Raw genomic sequence first — 17,053 nt, 5'->3', positions numbered from 1 at the left:
CAGCAACCCTCATACCTTGGGGGCTAACGGAAGACCAAAATATCGAAGGTTCCATATCAGAGGTTCAGGCCATCCAGCCTTTCGCAAACATCAATCAGGAGACACGCTCTTTTCTCGCATCCAAACTGGCGCGCCCGCCCGATGGGGGCAGAAAGATCGTGCTCGTAACACATCACGCGCCGTCCGCTGGCTCAATCTCATTAGATTTCGGAATGACCCTCTCTCTGCCTGCTATGCCGCCGATCGTGAAACGCTGACTACCGCGACACAGCCGGCATGTAGGTTCATGGTCACGTTCATCACAGTAACGACTACTTCATCGAGAGAAGCCGGGCGACCCCGGCGACGCGCATCACTCCGGACGGGCGCTGCCTTCGTACATGAACGTCATCGGTTTCGGTCCCTGCATGTATCCGGTCTCGACCCGCTCGATCCGGAACCCGCCGCATTCGATCATTGATCGGATCGGACGATTGAGATGACAGCCACCGCTGATCCGCCGCCAGACGGGCGTGAGAGTATCCTGCCACCAGCGTACTCCCCGGTCGGGTGCAAGGCCGTGTTCAACAAACAGCAGTCTTCCGCCAGGTCTGAGTACGCGGCGCATTTCCGTCAGCGCGGCGGCGGCGTCTGGAATCGTGCATAGCGTCCAGGTCGTCACGACGGTGTCGACGCTCCTATCATCGAGCGGTATGGCCTCGGCAGACGCGTCGATGAAGCTGACGGGCAAGTCGGGACGCGGGCTTTCGCGGGCCATTGCCACAAGACGCGCGGACGGCTCCAGCGCCAGAACTTCACCTGCCGCAGGGCCGTAAAACGGGAGGTTCAAGCCAGAGCCGACGCCGATTTCCAGAACGCGCCCCTGCGCAGCGCCGATCACGCGCTCGCGGTAGGGGCGCAGACGTTCGTCGCGCATCGAGAGATCGCATAGCTTCGGCAAGATCACGTCCCGATAAACGCCCATGGTTCTTCTCAGCTAGGACTCTCCCTCAGATCGCGGCTGAATTCGGTTTCGTTTAATGTGTAGAGCTCGCGTCACCTTGGACATTCTCATTGCCGCGCTATCTGCATTGCCCGTGCGCACGGCCACAATGCAGTTTGCGGCAGCAGTAAGGAAGTCTCATGTCCATATTGAAGCGGAACAACTTGAATATTCGTGGCCGAGGAGCCCGCGTTATGGTGTTTGCCCATGGCTTCGGCTGCGACCAGAACATGTGGCGGTTTGTCACGCCCGCCTTCGAGCAGGATTTCAAAGTGGTTCTGTTCGACCATGTTGGCTGCGGTCAGTCCGATCTCAAAGCCTACGATCCCGTGAAGTACGCGAATCTTGCCGGCTATGCCGATGACCTTGTCGAAATTTGTCGCGAACTGAACATTGTTGACGGCGTCTTTGTCGGTCACTCAGTTAGTGCGATGATCGGCGCTCTTGCTTGGTTGAAGGCTCCGGAACTTTTCGAATCTCTCGTCATGATTGGGCCATCACCCCGGTATATCGATGATGGTGATTACGTCGGAGGTTTTTCGAAGGAACAGATTGAAGAATTACTGGACTTTCTGGACGACAACCACATGGGCTGGTCGGCGGCGATGGGACCTGTAATCATGGGCAACCCCGACCGTCCAGAACTGTCAGAGGAGCTAGTCAACAGCTTTTGCCGCACCGATCCTGAGATAGCAAAGGCATTCGCTCGCGTCACCTTCACCTCTGACAACAGAGCCGATCTTCCCAAGGTCAAGGCGAGAACATTGGTAATCCAATGCAAGGAAGACGTTATTGCGCAACAGCGAGTTGGAGAGTACGTAAGGGATATTCTGCCGAAAGGGGAGATTGTTGTCATAGACGCGACAGGACATTGCCCCAATCTCAGCGCACCTGACAAGGTCATTACAGCGATCAAGCAATTTGTGTGAACCCGAAGCCAGAGACAGGAAAGATGCACTCATGGAGGACTTAGAAGACCTCTATGAGAATGCTCCCTGCGGCTATCTTTCCCTGAGCGCGGACGGTTTCATCATCAAGGCGAACCAGACGCTGTGCCGCTGGTTGGACGCCAACAGCTACAATGTACTCGGAAAGCGCTTTTATGACCTGCTCAGCGTCCCCGGCAAGATATTTTACGAGACCCATTTCGCTCCTTTACTAAGGATGCAGGGTTTTTTCAACGAAGTGGCTCTTGATCTGGTCAGCCCTGGCGGGAAGCAAATCCCAGTCCTCGTGAATGCCCTGGAACGCAGGGCACCGGACGGAAGCCTCTTGTTTACCCGCGTGACACTGTTCCAAGCTTCGGAGCGGCGGCGGTATGAGCGAGAGTTGGTGGACGCTCGCAATGCGGCGGAGAGGGCTAAGCGGGAATTCCAGGGTCTTAACAGGGGTTTGGAAACACAACTCGCGGAAGGCGCTAGGGAGCGCCTACTACTCCAACGCGCTCTCTTAGCGGAGCAGGAGATTGCGCGGCTCCGAGAGCAGTTTGTAGCCATACTCGGCCACGACCTCAGAAATCCTCTCTCATCAATTGTCGCCGGCCTCAACATCCTCTCTAAGGAGCCGCACAGCGAAAAAGCGTTCCGGGTGCTTTCCCTGATGAGCAACAGCACTGATCGTATGTTCAAATTGATCCGCGACATGCTGGATCTTGCGCGGCTAAAGAGCGGCGCAGGTATCGCTGTGGAAATCCAACCTTCCAACGTTCATTCGGCCCTGGAGCAGGTCATCGAGGAACTGCGGAGCGCATACCCGGACCAAACGATTGAGAGCCGGCTCTCGCTGCCAGAGCAGGTCTACTGCGATAACGAACGGATTGCTCAAGTCGTTTCTAACCTCCTCGCAAATGCCCTGACCCACGGAGCCAAGGATGCACCCATTCGAGTCGATGCAGTTGTATCCGGAGAAGATCTTACCATTTCAGTCGTGAATAGGGGGCAACCGATCACTCAAGAGATAAAGGATCGGCTTTTCGAGCCGTTCTTCCGAGGGAAGGCCGGCACTCAAGGGCTTGGATTGGGGCTTTATATCTCCCGCGAGATCGTCCGCAGCCATGGAGGCACGTTGGACATCGCATCTGATGCCCAGGAAACGAGATTTTTTTTCAGCATTCCGATGAAGTGTTGATTCTTGTCGTTTGACGGTCAAGCGTCCTCATCAGCAATGCTCGGGGCGAGTCATTGTCACCGCCGGTTCGGTCATTTGGCGGCGAGCCACGCCGGACCGGTGTTCTCCAACATGGGCAAGCTGCTTCTTGCCACACGGAGCTACGACAAGCATCGGGTGGCACATGGTAAGCAATTGGCACCGCAGAGACGGCCAGAATGGATGCCCTTTCGGGAATCTGCTCAACTGCGGCAGGGCGAATGGCTACTGCCAGCAGCACCGATCTCGCGCCGCTTAAGGGTTACGACACCCCCTCCTTCGCCGCAACCCGGGAGCAAAATGATCGAGGCAATGTGCGACTCTCGGTAGCAGTTACATGCGGCAATACGTGATGTCGCTCTATAGCAACCTTGAGATCATTGTCTTAGTGACGCGTAGACATGTAAACTCTGCTAGCATCGTTCCCATAGTACCTCCCGTGAACCGGAACGTGGGGACTAACGCTTTCTGGCCACTGAATCGCATCAGCCGCGCGATTTTTCGCCGATCTGCGCTGCTCCATGGCGGTGCTTTTAGGAGGAATCGTTCCCATGAACATCACCCAGATTTCCCAACCCATTTTGCCAGGCGAGCCCGCTCCGGATTTTGCTTTACCCGCAGTGGACGGCAGCGGGACAGTTTCCTTGGCCGACTATCGGGGAAGGACCCCATTCTTTCTTGCATTGTTCATTGGTCTCTGGTGCCCTTTCTGCCGCCGCGCAATTGCCCAGATCGCCGCATCCGAGCCTGCGCTTAAGTCTGCAGGAGTTGAAACGCTCGGAGTTGTCGCAACACCGCCGGACAACGCCCAGCTTTATTTCCGATATCGGCCGACACGCCTTCGTCTGGCGGCTGATCCCGAACTCTCGACGCACCAAGCATACGGCGTCCCAAGACCCAACCCGACGCCAGAATTCCTGAGGGCGCTGGAAACGACCCTGATCAACCCGGACGGGTTGTTAGCAGAACCACTGCCGATCACGAAGGCGGCCGAGGCCGTTGGAAAGCTAGACGGCTACGAGGAGAACGAAACGGACCAAGTCGATATGCAGCGACAGTGGCCTCAGCTTAAGGGCCAATTTTTAATCGATAGAGACGGTTTCGTCCGCTGGGCTAATATTGAGTGTGCGGGCGATGGACTAGCCGGTCTGGGCAAGTTTCCTTCTGCTTACGAAATCATGGCCGCAGCGAGCGCGCTGGCCGCATAACCATCCATGTCTCATCGCGTCTAATACCGTCTCGAACTGGAAAGCAAGCCGATGAAACCGCACCCGCTCCTCGCCGGCTTAATGCCACGGTCAAACAATCTACTCTCGATTGTCCGCCAGACCGAATACACCGCGACAGAGGATCTGCGCGGCGGTTGACATGAGCTCTTCTATGACGCCGAGAGAAGGTCTGGCATCCGCCAATGGTGGAAATACAGGGCGCGCGCCTTGTCGGAATGTTTGGGACGGCCAGCGATTCGGCCCCTTTCCGCTCAAGGCCCGACACTTTGTGCCTGTACAGCGGTGTGACGTCTGAACAATAGCCAATGCAGACCGCGGAACATGCCGACCAAGAGCGGCTTTTGCCAACTTCAATCGTCGATGGCGATCTTCCCGTCACTGCCAATCGAGCATTTGGCGCACGGTCGAGCCGCTGCAGCGGCCTTCGGGATGACGCTCGGACAGATTCGGTTCCTCTAATCGAGAAACGGCAAGACGATCAGCCCTTCGGGATCGAGCCCGTGCTGGTTGCATACATCCTGCGCGAGGGAAAAATACCGCTCGGCCTCGGCCATATCGCCGACGTCGAGACTCAGTGTGGCAAGGCCGTCATAACACGGAAAAAGCATTTGCGGCTCGCCTGTTTCTCGCGCCACCTCCAGTGCCTCATTGTAACAGCGTGCCGCGAGCTCCGGCTTCGCATGGCACTGATGGATCTGTCCAAGAACAATGAGCGGGACAGGCAGATGCTCGCGTTGGTCGAGTGCGCGGTCCAGCTCAATCGCCTTCTCGGCGGCAGGAATGCCCTCCTCACCACAGCGGTCGGTGAAGGTGCAACTGGCGACAGCGAGATTGGCGAGAAGACGTGATTGGAAGCCGAGATCGCCGATGCGGCGCGCCACTTCGAGGCCTTGTCGACACACCTCTATTGCCCGCGCAGGATCGATCACAGTGTAGAGCACGCCAAGATTCGTGTAGCCACGGCAGGCGGCGCTAAGCAGGCCAGCCGCCTCGGCAACCTCGACGCTCCCTTCCACCTCTAACACCGCCTCGCGGCTTCGTTCGAGCCGCGCCAGCGCGACCCCCTTTGTGTTGAGCGCTTCAGCGGTTGCGTGCGCCGCCTCCAACCTAGTCTCCTCGTCGGCATCCATCGGCAGCGACACGGCGCGTTCGAGCGCTTCATCCGCCCACTTGACGGCGGCGGTATGCTCGCCGCTCCGAAACGCCAGGCGACCACGCTCCTGGAGCAGAAGCGCCTGCTCGATTCGCGCGTCCGTTCCTTCGAGCGACATAGCCGCTTCGGCATAGTGCGCCTCAGCTTGGCTTCTTTTGCCGGCTTCCCAAAACAATCGGCCGAGTTTGCGCAGTATCCGCGCCGCCCCGACGCGGTCGCCTGTGTCCCGGCGAGCCTCAAGCACCGTCCCGTAGTGTTCATGGGCTGCCTCGCGCCGACCCGTCGAACCGCAAAGGTCGGCGATGCGCTCGCGCAGAGAGAGCCTGAGCTCCACGGACTCGGGATCACTGGCAAGCGCCGTCAGCGCCTGTTGGTAGTGCCGGATCGCGTCGTCGTTTGCGTAAATCGAGCGTGCCCGGTCGCCGGCCGAACGTAAATAGTGCGCACCCTTTGGCCTGTCCGCGCTCAGGCTGAAATGATGGCCGAGGAGCAGCAGATCTTCGAGGCGCTCTGGCTCTTGCCCGCATGATTGTTCCAAGGCCGCCCCGACCTGCCCATGCATTTCGGTGCGCCGCTGCAGAAGGAGGTTTTGGTAGATCACGTCTTGGAGCAGGGCTTGGGTGAAGCGATAGGATTGCGACGCGATTGAACCGTTGTCGGCCACCTCCTCGATGATCTCCGCATCGCAGAGCAGATCGAGCCCCGCCTCGATCTGCTTCGGGTGGGCGGAAACGGCGGCAAGCAGCGTTACGTCGAAGCGCGGACCGAGGACCGCCGCTTCTTGGGCCAGCCTTCGCGCGTCGGGCGGCAGCCTGTCCATCCGGGCGAGCAGCATAGCTTGAATACTCGCCGGAATTTCAGCGGCCGTTTCACTCGCCGCAGCCCGCCAATGAAACCCGTCTCGCACCAGAACCCCGCCCTCAATGAAGCCGCGCACGATCTCTTCGACAAACAGGGGGTTTCCGCCGGCACGGTCGAGAATCCGGCTGCCCAGAGTGTTCAACGCCCGGTCCCAGCCTTCGCCGAAAAGAGAGGCGAGCAGGTTGCGCACATTACTGTCGTCAAGCGGACCTAGACGAAGCGTCGTGTGGCTGATCCGCTTCGAATCGAGTTGTTCCACGTCGAATGTCGGGCGATGGGTGAACACCAGAATGAGCCGCCGCCGTTCGAGCCGGTCCATCAGGAATTGCAGCGCCTCCAGCGACACAGCGTCGGCCCAATGCAAATCCTCCACCACGATCAGCAGCGGCCCGAGGGACAGCCGCCTTTCGAAAATGGTGCGGATTGCAAAGAAGATCTGCCTGCGGAGTTGTTCGGGTTCGACGTACCGCAGGGTGCCGTCCGGATCGCCGAGGCCGACGACATGGAACAGAAGCGGCGTCAGGCGGACCGCCTCATCCTCGTCCAGGCCGAGTTCGCCCAGCAGGTCAGAAAGCCTTGCCCTGGTTTCAGCTACGGGGCCGCCTTGCGGCATGCCGGCGGCGCTTCGAACGACGGCAGCAAGTGTACCATAGGACTGCTCTCCGAGCGGAGAGCAGGCCGCCTTCCTGATAGCGACAGCGGCAAAGCGTTCTTCGTCGTGAATGCGCGCGATGAATTCGTTGACCAGCCGCGACTTGCCGATGCCGGCTTCTCCGACCAGCCGCACCAGTTGGGCCGAACCCCGGCATGCCAGATCGAGGCTCGCCAACATCCGCTCAAGCTCGTCATCTCGGCCGATCAGTGGGGCGCTGAGGCCCAGCGCCTCCAACCCGCGCGCCGGACGCGGGGCTTCGCGCAAACCCTGCAGGCGGTAGACTGGTATGCTTCCTGTCTTGCCGCGCAGCGTGGTCTCACCGAGCGTTTCGAAGAAGAAGGCATGCCGGGCTAGGCGCTGGGTCAGTGGCCCGACCAGCACCTCGCCGGGTGACGCCATCGATTGCAGCCGTTGCGCTGTATTCACGGTGTCGCCGGTCACCGAATAAGATTTGGCGCTTCCCGCGCCGAAGCCGCCGGTGACCACCGGTCCGGTGTTGACGCCAATATGGAGGACTGGCGGCGAGCCGGCCCGCGCCTGCCAGCGCTCGCGCATGCGCGAAGCTCGCTCGACCATGTCGAGGGCGGCGCGAAGCGCTCGTTCCGGGTCTTCCTCATGCGCGACCGGCGCGCCGAACAGCGCGAGCAGGGCATCGCCGATGAACTTGTCAACGAAGCCGCCGAACCTCTGCACTGCCTCAGTAAGCTCCTCGAACAGCTCATTCTGCAGGGCCTGCATGAGTTCCGGGTCGATCTGCTCGGACAGTGCAGTGAAGCCGCTGAGATCCGCGAACAAAACCGTGACCGTGCGGCGGTCGGCGTCGACGGCGGCCAGAGCCGGTTGCCGAACCCTCCCGCTCGGCGCCGAGCTGGCATGGATGGTAGGGTCCCCCGCTGCGCCCGCACTGTTCGTGGAAGCGCCGCATTTTGGGCAGAAAGAAAAGTCGGACGGGCACGGATATCCGCAGCCAGGGCAAGGTTTTGGTTGCCTCATCCCGCATTTCGGGCAGAAGGTAAAGCCGCTCTGGATCTCGAGTCCGCAACCCTCGCAGTTCATCGATCAACCCCGTAGACCCATCGATAGCCTCGGACCCGTTTCCTAAGCATCCCAATAGGAAAATGAGAATGGACCCGTAAGGGAAAACGAGCAAGCAGGGTGAACAAAACGACGCTGGCGGGTCGCCAAAACAGGTACAAAACTCAAATCACATAGAGGAGAGTGAGCAGCCGCGCCCGTAAGCGTCTTGCCGAACCCAGAAAATGTTGATGGGGGCGCCAATGAGTCTGCCCAGCTATGCGATGAGCCATGCAAGTATTCCGAGGTGTACGAAAGGTGCTCGTCTTCGCTTTCGCCCATACCCCGAAATCACTCTCGAGGTGTAGCTATCGACGGGTGACGGTCCTCGATGTCTTGTGCCAACGGTGCCCGCGACTGAGTCGTCGGTGAAGGTGCCTCGATCCCGGGCCTCCGCGCTTGCACAATGATCGCATCATCCAACAAATTTTTGAGCCGAACCTTGCGCCATCCGCCCAACCTTTCTGCTGGTGGGCGCAACGGGAGGGTGTCTTCGTTGATCGCAATATCACACCCGACAGGCGACCGGCACTGGCAGCTGAAGGAGATCGTGGCTGCGATTCAGACCCATCAGCGGCAGGATGGTCGTGATCTGACGCGCCCATCCTACATCGCCATGTATTTGCACAGTAGGCGGACAAGACGCGATGGCGATAGCGGCATTCCTGCAGAGCTTGAAGCCGTTCAGATACGAGATAGGGTCCGGGGGACTGCTGTACCTCAAGCGCGGCTCCCAGTTGACATCGGATCCGGACAGCAGTCCGTCTCCTTTAGGCACGGAAATCATATCTATCGCCACTTGAAGCAAAACCGTGGTCGTGACGATCGTCACCAGCGCCAGCAACAGTCCGACCAAGGTGACAAGGCCGTCGCGCTCCATCAGGGAGACGGCGAGGACCACCAGTGAGAAGACAGGTAGGATGTTACCGAAGGGGATCGGCAGGGCGATCACGACAGCGAGCAGGAAGATGGGGACGCCGAGTAGAGCTTGGACCGTCGGCCCCGTAAGAACCTTCAGCCGGCCGGCGCGCACGACCTTCTCCACGCGGGCGATCATCGGCATCGAGTGACGCACGACGAGATCGAGGGCCGCAGGGGAAACTTGGCGCTTGCCGATGATTGCGGGCAACCACAACGTCCGGCTGCCCGCGATGATCTGAAGAGAGACCAGCGCGAGCGCCGTACCAAAAACCATGCCGAACGGCCCGGGAATTGGCGTCAGCGCCGGGATAGACAGAAATAGGATTGTGAAGGCGATGCCGGTCGGCCCCATTGCCTCCAGAGCCTCGCCGAGGGAGAGGCCACCTTTTGCCCGGGCGAGTTCCAGTACCTCGGTGAGCCGCGCGGAGGCCACTCCGCGCGGCGGTCTTGTGTTCCCGTCTCGATCAGTCATTTCGCCCGATCCATTTCACCCCGACGGACCGTTACGCGTCCTCGTCGGCTCCGCTCAGAACGCTCACCAGGGCCGCGCATTGCGGGTCCCGGTTATCGAGAAGCTCCGCCGGCGCGGTGCGGCCGATCGCTAAGTTGACGACCGTGGCCGCCGCCCAGCCGTAGTCGCCGGCGGCGCGCTCGACCAGTTGCGGGGCTTGGGAGGTCACGCAGGCACGGGATTGGCTAACGATCTCCACGGAAAGCCCCGCGCGTTCGACTTGTTCCTGTACCTGGGCTTGCAGCGGATCGACGACGAGAACGGCAAAGATCCAGCCGATGAAATCCGAAATCATATCTGTTTCCTTCCTTAAGCTTGACGGTGATTCTGAGCGCGGGATCCGGTCATGCAGGCTGCTGCTGCTCATTCCTGGTCTTGACGAGGCTCCAAACCACGCCGGCAGCGATGATAGCGAAGGTGACGCCGAGCGAGAGCGCGGCCGGGAACTTCTCAAGGCCCATCAGATCGGCGACGAAAATTTTCGAACCGATAAAGATCAGGACGATGGCGAGCGCCGGCTTCAGGTAGCGGAAGCGATGAATCATTGCCGCGAGCGCGAAATAGAGGGCGCGAAGACCGAGGATCGCGAAGATGTTCGAGGTGTAGACAATAAACGGATCCGTGGTGATCGCGAAAATAGCGGGGACCGAATCGACCGCAAAGACGACGTCGGCCACCTCAACCAATACGAGGGCCACGAAGAGAGGCGTGACGAACCAGGTCATCTTGCCCGTCTTGGGGTTTGCCTGCTTGACGAAGAACCGTTCTCCGTGGTGCTCATCAGTAACGTTGAAGCGGCTGCGCATGAAGCGGACGAGCGCGTTCTTCGAGACGTCGGGCTCCGCTTCCTTGATGACCAGCATCTTGATGCCGGTGACGATCAGGAACGCGGCGAAGATATAGAGAACCCAGGCGAATTGCGCGACAAGCGTTGCGCCGACGCCGATCATGATCGCGCGCAACACGATCACGCCGAGAATGCCCCAGAAGAGCACCCGGTGCTGATAGATGCGCGGTACGGCGAAGAAGGAGAAGATCAGGGCTATGACAAAGACGTTGTCGAGTGCCAGCGTTTTTTCCACGACGAACCCTGTCAGGTAGGCAAGACCAGCCTCGGAGCCGAGATACCACCACACCCAGCCGCCGAACGACACGCCGAGGGTGATGTAAAGCGCCGAAAGTCTATGCTTTCGCGGACGCCGATTTCCTTGCTCTGCTTGTGGAGAATACCGAGGTCGAACGACAGGATGGCGATGACGAGAACGAAAAAGCTCGACCACATCCAGAGCGGCGTTCCCAACCACTCGACGAATAAAAGAGAGAGGTCCATTGAAGATCCCTGGCGGCACCGGTTGTCGGAAACGGTCCGACATCGCAAGAGTGCCGAGGCTCTCGCCAGAGGGGCCCGGACCAACGGGTTGCCGCATACATTGTAATTTCATCGCCGGGCGTCAAGGGTCCACCCGCAATCTGGAGCCGGAATTTCAGAGCGCCTCTGCTATGGCGACGAGGCCATCCTAAAGGCCAAACGGGAGACTTCTTCAACAGCCTGCTAGAACCGTACGGATGCCGGTCCGTTCGGAGAAATGGTTGCTCAGTGCTGTCAGCGCAGCCGTCAGACCAAGGTCGTCCAGCGCGGGGGGCCTCAGATCGTGCGACAATCGGCGGACCTCCTTGATGGCGACGTTAAGCGCCTCCACGCCCTTATCGATGGCGCCGGATGCGTCATCGGCGTGGTTCCGGACCTTTCTTCCGGCAAGGTCGATTGCATAGCGCACGCCGACAAGGTTTTGCGATATGCCGTCGTGCAATTCGCGGGCAAGGCGTGCGCGCTCTTCCTCCTGGGTGTCGCTAATGCGCTGTGTGAGGGCCTTGAGCTTGTTATCTGCCATGCGCCGTTCACGCAGCGTAACGAGCATGCAGGTGGCAAAGACGACCATAACGGCGGGCACAGCTATCAACGCCACCACGAGGAAGGTATGGCCGATCTTTTCGCGCAGGTCCGCTTTCGCAGCCGCCGTCTGCGCGAAGACGTCATCGAGATAGACGCCGGTTCCCAGCATCCACTGCCACTTGTCCAGCCCCATGGCGAAGGAGAGCTTGTCGGCCATCGTGCCGGATGAGGGTTTCTCCCACTTGTACTGATACAGACCGCCGCCTTCCTTGGCCTTCTGGATTAGTTTGGCGATTACCTGGTTGCCGTCAGGGTCGGTCAGATCCAACCAGTTGTGGCCCGGCCGAAAGGTCTGCCGCGGGTGCACGACATTGTTGCCATCGTAGTCATAGACGAAGAATAGCCGTCTTCGCCGTAGTCGAGTGACGTCAGGATGCTGCGCACGCGATCCTTGGCCGCTTGGTCGTTCGCATCCGCCGAGGCATAGACCTCCTCGATCGCCGAGCGGGCGAGATTGGTGAGGTTGAGCAGCTCAGTCTCCTTCGCTTTCAGCATGTTGCGTTCGAACGTTTCTATGCTGCTCTGCGCGAGGTTCGTCGCCTGCCATGTGATGAAGGTGGTAACGGTAAGGATCGCGATGACGAGCGGCACGACCGCAAGAGCGACGATCTGATGGCGAAGGTTCACGGCACACCCCGATGCATTTATTCAGACGATAAAAGATAAAGCGAGCCACGGCTCCGCGCCAGACCCCTCGTCTCAAGTAGCCAGAATTGCTCCTGAGGGAGCGTGTTCGCTTAGCTAAGCTAGCGGCTCTTGAAATGGTTCGAACCAGCGGCCAGTAATTGAACTCTCACTATTTTAACACGCGTTTGGAGTGCCTTGCACTCCAAACACAGTCTGGGGTTCAACGCCGAGGGGAACGTTCACAAACGTTCGATGAGATGACGAACCTGGAGCCGACCCGAATTGGCGCGCATCAGGAACTGGAGACCGTTCGCTCGAGCCTCGATGACCTGCCTCAGCGACAAAGGATGGCACGTTTCTGCGCGCGGTTGCCGATCTGAATTTGCCGGCGATCGCAGATGTGATGGGAACGAGTATTGGATCCGTCGGGCAGCTGCTCATACGCGCGAGGCGGGTGCGAGGGGGTCGCCTCGCGCAAAGGAAGCGTATGAAACAACGCAATGAACAAGGGCGAGTTTGCGCGGTTGAAGGTGCGGTTCGGAGACGAGATCGGAATGTGGCCGCCACCCTATCATCATAAGGCGAAGCTCTTTCTGCTCGGCGAGCGACAGGAATTCGGATGAAGAGCTCGACCGCCTGGTGCCGGCGGCAGCGATTATTCAGACAATTTGACATTTAGGATGAGAATCCGAGGGCGGGATTCTCAATCTAACTGCAACTGCGAGACGCCACCGAACGGAATGTATGGGTCATGGTCGATAGCGTTGCTGAAGCGCGCTTTGTTCCCACGCATCAGTTGGCCGCGCAGCTCGGTCCGGCCCGCTCGCCAATTGCTATTCCGGCCAGCAGAGCTGGTCGCTGATGCAGCGGCAGGATCAAACTTGCGGGTGTAGGCAGGTTTCTCCGTTCCGTAGCGACGACACTATCGAGATCTGGAATGATTGCGCCGAGCACCCTAATCGGCGCGGTCGTACTCACGGCAAAGGGGGCTCGGCACGCGTCGCATCAGCAGAAGGCGCGCGATTTTCGCCGGCGAAGTCCAGGTTCGGACGCCGCGCTCGGCTTCATCGTCGAGGACCCGTTCTCCTATGAGCGCTGCCCCTTGATCGTGGTCGAAAGGAGAGGGGCGGGATCTGCAGCAACCGACGCAGCGATTTCGAGCACCGAGGGCTGACGCAACGGCGTGTTGCGCAAGATTGAGTCCCCCAGGGCTGCGAAATGAAATCGGATACCCAAACGCCTTGGAGGCAACTCTATCAACAAACTCTCATACAGGGCCAAGCGTATGATGAAATCCTCGACTTTCAGGTGACTAGGGCTTCGGGGGCGCCTGGTGGTAGTATCATTGGCAGTGGCGGAGGGAAGAGATCATCGCGCGCATTCCGGTGCATGGGCGCCCACCGGTGACACGCATGGAGGAAACAATGACGGATTGGGAACTCCACGGAGTGGAATTCGGAAATTGCAACTGTTCCTACGGATGCCCCTGCCAGTTCAATGCCTTACCGACCCATGGCCATTGCCAGGCCATCGGTTTCTTCACGATCGCTGGGGGAAATTTCGGCACGGCGAAGCTCGACGGATTGAACATGGCCATCGCCGTTGCTTGGCCAGGTGCGGTTCACGAGGGCCGCGGCGTCATGCAGCCGATCATCGACGAACGCGCGGACGCCGCTCAGCGCCGTGCACTCCTCAGTATTCTGACTGGCGAGGAGACTGATCCGATGGCAACGTTCTGGGCGGTCTACACTGCGATGTGCGGAACCGTCCGCGATCCGATCTATACCTCGATCAGCATTGATGTCGACATGAAGGCTCGTCGAGCGAAGTGCAAAGCTGAGGGCGTCGCCATTGGGCGTGGCGAGCCTATCCTGAACCCGGTAACGGGCGACGAGCATCGCGTTGGTATCCTCCTGCCGAACGGCTTCGAATACGAGCGGAACGAAGTCGGTCGCGGATGGTCATCGTCATTCGCGGGTGTGCCGTTGAACTTGGAAGACAGTTACGCTCACTGGTGCGAGCTGCATTTTAATCAGCATGGGCGTATTCAATAGCCCTAGGCAAGGAGCCGGGCTCGCCGTGCGCGGCTTCTTGCGAGGATCTCCACTTTCCGGGCTTAGAAGATGGTGTAACGGGCGGAACCCGGCCCGGCAGGTTTGAAGGGCCGGTGGTCGTCCCTTACAATGATGGTGTCGCGGAGTCAGGAGCGGCCTGCTAAATAGCAGCACGGAGAGACGACCATGAAGCAGTATGCCGGCATCGACGTATCACTGGAATACTCGAGTGTGCGTGGTGGACGCGGATGGCTGCATTGTGCGGGAAGCAAAGATCCGCAACTCCGGTCGTTGGGGCGAAAGCGCAATGATCTCTCAGTCAGCGGCGCCCGTGGAACTTAGCCGCTGATGGGCCTCATAAAACCTGGCTCATAGTGCTTCCCTCCATTCCAAGGAAAATAATGCACGATCAAATGCCGGGATCAAACACTTAGTGTGCGCTCCAATTGCTGCTTTGCATTGGCGGGCTGGAGCTACCGCGACCGGCGCAGGTGCCTCGCGCAGTATGTGCGGCGAGAGGAACAGGTTCGCCGCGGTGACGCCGCTCCCCAGCGACTCTCCGGTGGCGTGGGACGGCGTGTGATAGGCCCCGGAAAAAGGGAGATGACGCCGAAGAATGTGCTTCAGGTCCCCAGGACTGTGCCGTGCCTATTCGTCAGCTCGACGTTCCGAGTGGCAGCAGGAACAACACCCACCTTCACCGGGTTAGGAATGCTCTCCGTTCAGGCGAGCGGCGGGATTCTGTCAAGCTGGGAAAGGGCGCCGTTATTCTCATGTACGATTGTCTGATTCTTGGTGGCGGCCCGGCCGGATTGGTAGCGGGCATTTATCTGGCGCGCCTCAATCGAAGCGTCATCATCGTAGACGGCGGGCAGAGCCGCGCTTCCCTTATCCCGCGTTCCTACAATCATCCGGCATTTCCGGATGGTATCCCTGGACGAGACTTGCTTGGCCGATTGCATGACCAATGTAACAAGTTCGGCGTCGAGCACATCGTTGGTCGTGCCGACCGGATCGAACGGCTTGACGACATCTTCCAATGCGCAGTCGCCCGGCGCACGCTCAGCAGTCGCGCCGTGATCTGCGCAACCGGTCTCGTTGACATACTGCCGCCGTGGGCCGAGGCGACAGAGCTCGTGCTAAACGGCAATGTGCGGATCTGCCCGATATGCGACGGGTACGAGCTTCATGGCGCTCCCGTCGTCGTCATCGGACACACTCAGCGGGCGCTCAGGGAGGCTCGGTTCCTGTTGTCATTCACCGACGCCGTAACCTTGGCGACCTTGGGGGCTGACCTGGACGGCATGAGCTGCGCGGACGTCGAGCCGCCCGTGCGCCTTCTCACGCCCCGATTGGCGTCCCACCGCACTGCCGATGAGAACCGTCTTTCATTAGAGCTCTCAGATGGCACGAGAATGGAGGCCGTTGCGGTCTACTCAGCCCTCGGCTGCAAGCCCCGGTCCCAACTTGCCCGCAGCCTCGGAGTGAACCTTGATAACGAGGGGCGGATACCTACCGACCATCATCAACGCACCAACATCGAGCGGTTCTATGCGGCTGGCGATGTCGTAACAGGCCTGAACCAGCTGGGCGTCGCCATGGCACATGGGGAGATTGCAGCCGTCACTGCACACAACGACTTGCTGGCGGCTCATCGCGGGTGGTGAGTCTGGCCGCGACAGACGGCGCGTTGCGATGGTGTTGATTTGCGCCCGAGACGCTCCTCCGAGCGCGTCTGCATGAGCTCACACCTGGGGTGGTCAGGTTTTTCGTAGTACTTGCTGCTCGCCGCAACAGGCGAATGGCTGAGACCGATTCCGACGTGGCGGCACACATGAGCGGCTGGCCGAGAAGCAGGACCCCGAACGCGTCGTGCGTCGTGCCCATATTTTGATGTATAATCGTTTTCATCAGCGGCTATTGATAAGGGCGCCGCTGGCTGAAAGACGGCGGCTTTCGCCCCAGTACGGGAGGCGCTGCATGTTTGGTTTCGGCGACTTTCACCAGCTACCTCTCAGACCAGAGGACCTCTCTATGCTTCAGAGCATTTTCGACTCGGAGGTGGACGCGAGGCACCTCCGCGTTAATAGCGAACAAGCGGAGAATCTCGCGCGTAAGCTTATAGAGTTATTCCAATCGGGCATTAGACGAGAGGACGCCCTGCGCGAACACATGCAGGCGGCGTAGTTCGGCGATCCCCGTGATCTAGATGCTCCCTCCGTGCACCACGCCGGCCGCAAACGCCAACGTGGGACCTAGCCGCTGGCCCCTACGACGCTCTTGATTTCCTGGAATTCGAGTGGCCGTGCCATGGCAAGCGGTATCACCGTGCGGTACGCGACTGTCGTGCCGCACTGTCCGGGATATTAAGTGCCGAGGTCGCAAGAGCCTCATTCACCACCGCATGCGCCGAGGCGTCCTTGGCGTGCAGTAACCGTGCACGCCGGCTGTACGTTCGAGTTGCCGGGGCTACCTGCCACCAAACGGCGGCATTGAAAGACGCCAGGTTCGCTACTGCACTCCCCGTCAGCGGCGTCGCGGAACTTTCCACGAGTGCCTACATTGTAAAGGAAGTTAAGGAAGCATTGGAGGACCCGCGAAATGGAAGGTCTCCTGCTAATCTTGGTTATGTCGTTGCCGCTCGACGCGGCGCTGCTGCTCTTGTGGTGTGGCCCTGTATGGAAAGACTGTGCCGACCCGTCTAGATTCGCAGCGATCTGGTGTGCGGAAACCACACTCTCTGGAAGAGCATGACGGATTGAGCGCTTTTTCCAATTCTCGATGATGATTGATCGATTATCTGATTGTCTCGCGGTTCTCGTCCGTAAAGCTCACGGGGCGGGCGTGGTGTATTATAGTTGAACGCGCGCGGGTGATACTTTTTAGA

The 17,053-nt window shown here is 59.5% G+C and carries 11 protein-coding genes and 3 pseudogenes; 8 read left to right on the top strand and 6 right to left on the bottom strand.

Going from position 1 to position 17,053, the window contains the following annotated elements; all coding sequences use genetic code 11:
* Positions 1-352 precede the first annotated feature (352 nt).
* Complete coding sequence (locus AC6CIG_RS18705) at positions 353-964, bottom strand: class I SAM-dependent methyltransferase (protein ID WP_498323382.1); 612 nt, start codon at positions 962-964, stop codon at positions 353-355.
* Between the two features lie 158 nt (positions 965-1,122).
* Between AC6CIG_RS18705 and AC6CIG_RS18700 the strand changes: the two genes are divergently transcribed.
* From AC6CIG_RS18700 to AC6CIG_RS18690, 3 genes are all read left to right on the top strand, one after another.
* The gene (locus tag AC6CIG_RS18700; protein ID WP_498323381.1) at positions 1,123-1,911 is read left to right on the top strand and encodes an alpha/beta fold hydrolase; all 789 of its coding nucleotides are present in this window, start codon (positions 1,123-1,125) and stop codon (positions 1,909-1,911) included.
* Positions 1,912-1,942: 31 nt separating this feature from the next.
* Positions 1,943-3,109 (top strand): ATP-binding protein, encoded by a 1,167-nt coding sequence (locus tag AC6CIG_RS18695; RefSeq protein ID WP_498323379.1) that lies wholly within the window; start codon positions 1,943-1,945, stop codon positions 3,107-3,109.
* Between the two features lie 569 nt (positions 3,110-3,678).
* Positions 3,679-4,335, top strand: a complete 657-nt coding sequence (locus tag AC6CIG_RS18690; protein ID WP_498323377.1) for a redoxin domain-containing protein — start codon at positions 3,679-3,681, stop codon at positions 4,333-4,335.
* Positions 4,336-4,811: 476 nt separating this feature from the next.
* Here AC6CIG_RS18690 and AC6CIG_RS18685 read toward each other — a convergent pair whose 3' ends face one another.
* From AC6CIG_RS18685 to AC6CIG_RS18665, 5 genes and pseudogenes are all read right to left on the bottom strand, one after another.
* Complete coding sequence (locus tag AC6CIG_RS18685; RefSeq protein ID WP_498323375.1) at positions 4,812-8,081, bottom strand: adenylate/guanylate cyclase domain-containing protein; 3,270 nt, start codon at positions 8,079-8,081, stop codon at positions 4,812-4,814.
* Between the two features lie 799 nt (positions 8,082-8,880).
* Positions 8,881-9,492 (bottom strand): annotated as a pseudogene (locus AC6CIG_RS18680) (exopolysaccharide biosynthesis protein); the annotation flags it as partial.
* A gap of 31 nt (positions 9,493-9,523) precedes the next feature.
* On the bottom strand, positions 9,524-9,826 hold the full coding sequence (locus tag AC6CIG_RS18675; RefSeq protein WP_498323373.1) for a hypothetical protein: 303 nt from the start codon (positions 9,824-9,826) through the stop codon (positions 9,524-9,526).
* Between the two features lie 49 nt (positions 9,827-9,875).
* Positions 9,876-10,861: pseudogene (locus tag AC6CIG_RS18670) on the bottom strand (TerC family protein).
* Positions 10,862-11,090: 229 nt separating this feature from the next.
* Positions 11,091-12,112, bottom strand: a pseudogene (locus AC6CIG_RS18665) (cache domain-containing protein); the annotation flags it as partial.
* Between the two features lie 500 nt (positions 12,113-12,612).
* On the opposite strand from AC6CIG_RS18665, the gene AC6CIG_RS18660 reads away from it, so the two are divergent.
* The 5 genes from AC6CIG_RS18660 to AC6CIG_RS18640 all read left to right on the top strand — a co-directional run bounded on the left by AC6CIG_RS18660 (position 12,613) and on the right by AC6CIG_RS18640 (position 16,871).
* The gene (locus AC6CIG_RS18660; RefSeq protein ID WP_498323372.1) at positions 12,613-12,735 is read left to right on the top strand and encodes a hypothetical protein; all 123 of its coding nucleotides are present in this window, start codon (positions 12,613-12,615) and stop codon (positions 12,733-12,735) included.
* Positions 12,736-13,049: 314 nt separating this feature from the next.
* Entirely contained in the window at positions 13,050-13,286 is a 237-nt protein-coding gene (locus AC6CIG_RS18655; RefSeq protein WP_498323371.1) for a hypothetical protein, read from the top strand.
* Between the two features lie 250 nt (positions 13,287-13,536).
* The gene (locus tag AC6CIG_RS18650; RefSeq protein WP_498323369.1) at positions 13,537-14,166 is read left to right on the top strand and encodes a DUF1326 domain-containing protein; all 630 of its coding nucleotides are present in this window, start codon (positions 13,537-13,539) and stop codon (positions 14,164-14,166) included.
* A gap of 644 nt (positions 14,167-14,810) precedes the next feature.
* Complete coding sequence (locus AC6CIG_RS18645) at positions 14,811-15,833, top strand: NAD(P)/FAD-dependent oxidoreductase (RefSeq protein WP_498323368.1); 1,023 nt, start codon at positions 14,811-14,813, stop codon at positions 15,831-15,833.
* Positions 15,834-16,454: 621 nt separating this feature from the next.
* Positions 16,455-16,871, top strand: coding sequence for a DUF982 domain-containing protein (locus AC6CIG_RS18640; RefSeq protein ID WP_498323642.1), 417 nt, complete (start codon positions 16,455-16,457; stop codon positions 16,869-16,871).
* Positions 16,872-17,053 lie beyond the last annotated feature (182 nt).

This window comes from Sinorhizobium sp. GQ132, assembly GCF_059758575.1.
Note: the sequence above shows the minus strand (reverse complement) of the source record. Positions and strands in the feature narration are given on the sequence as shown.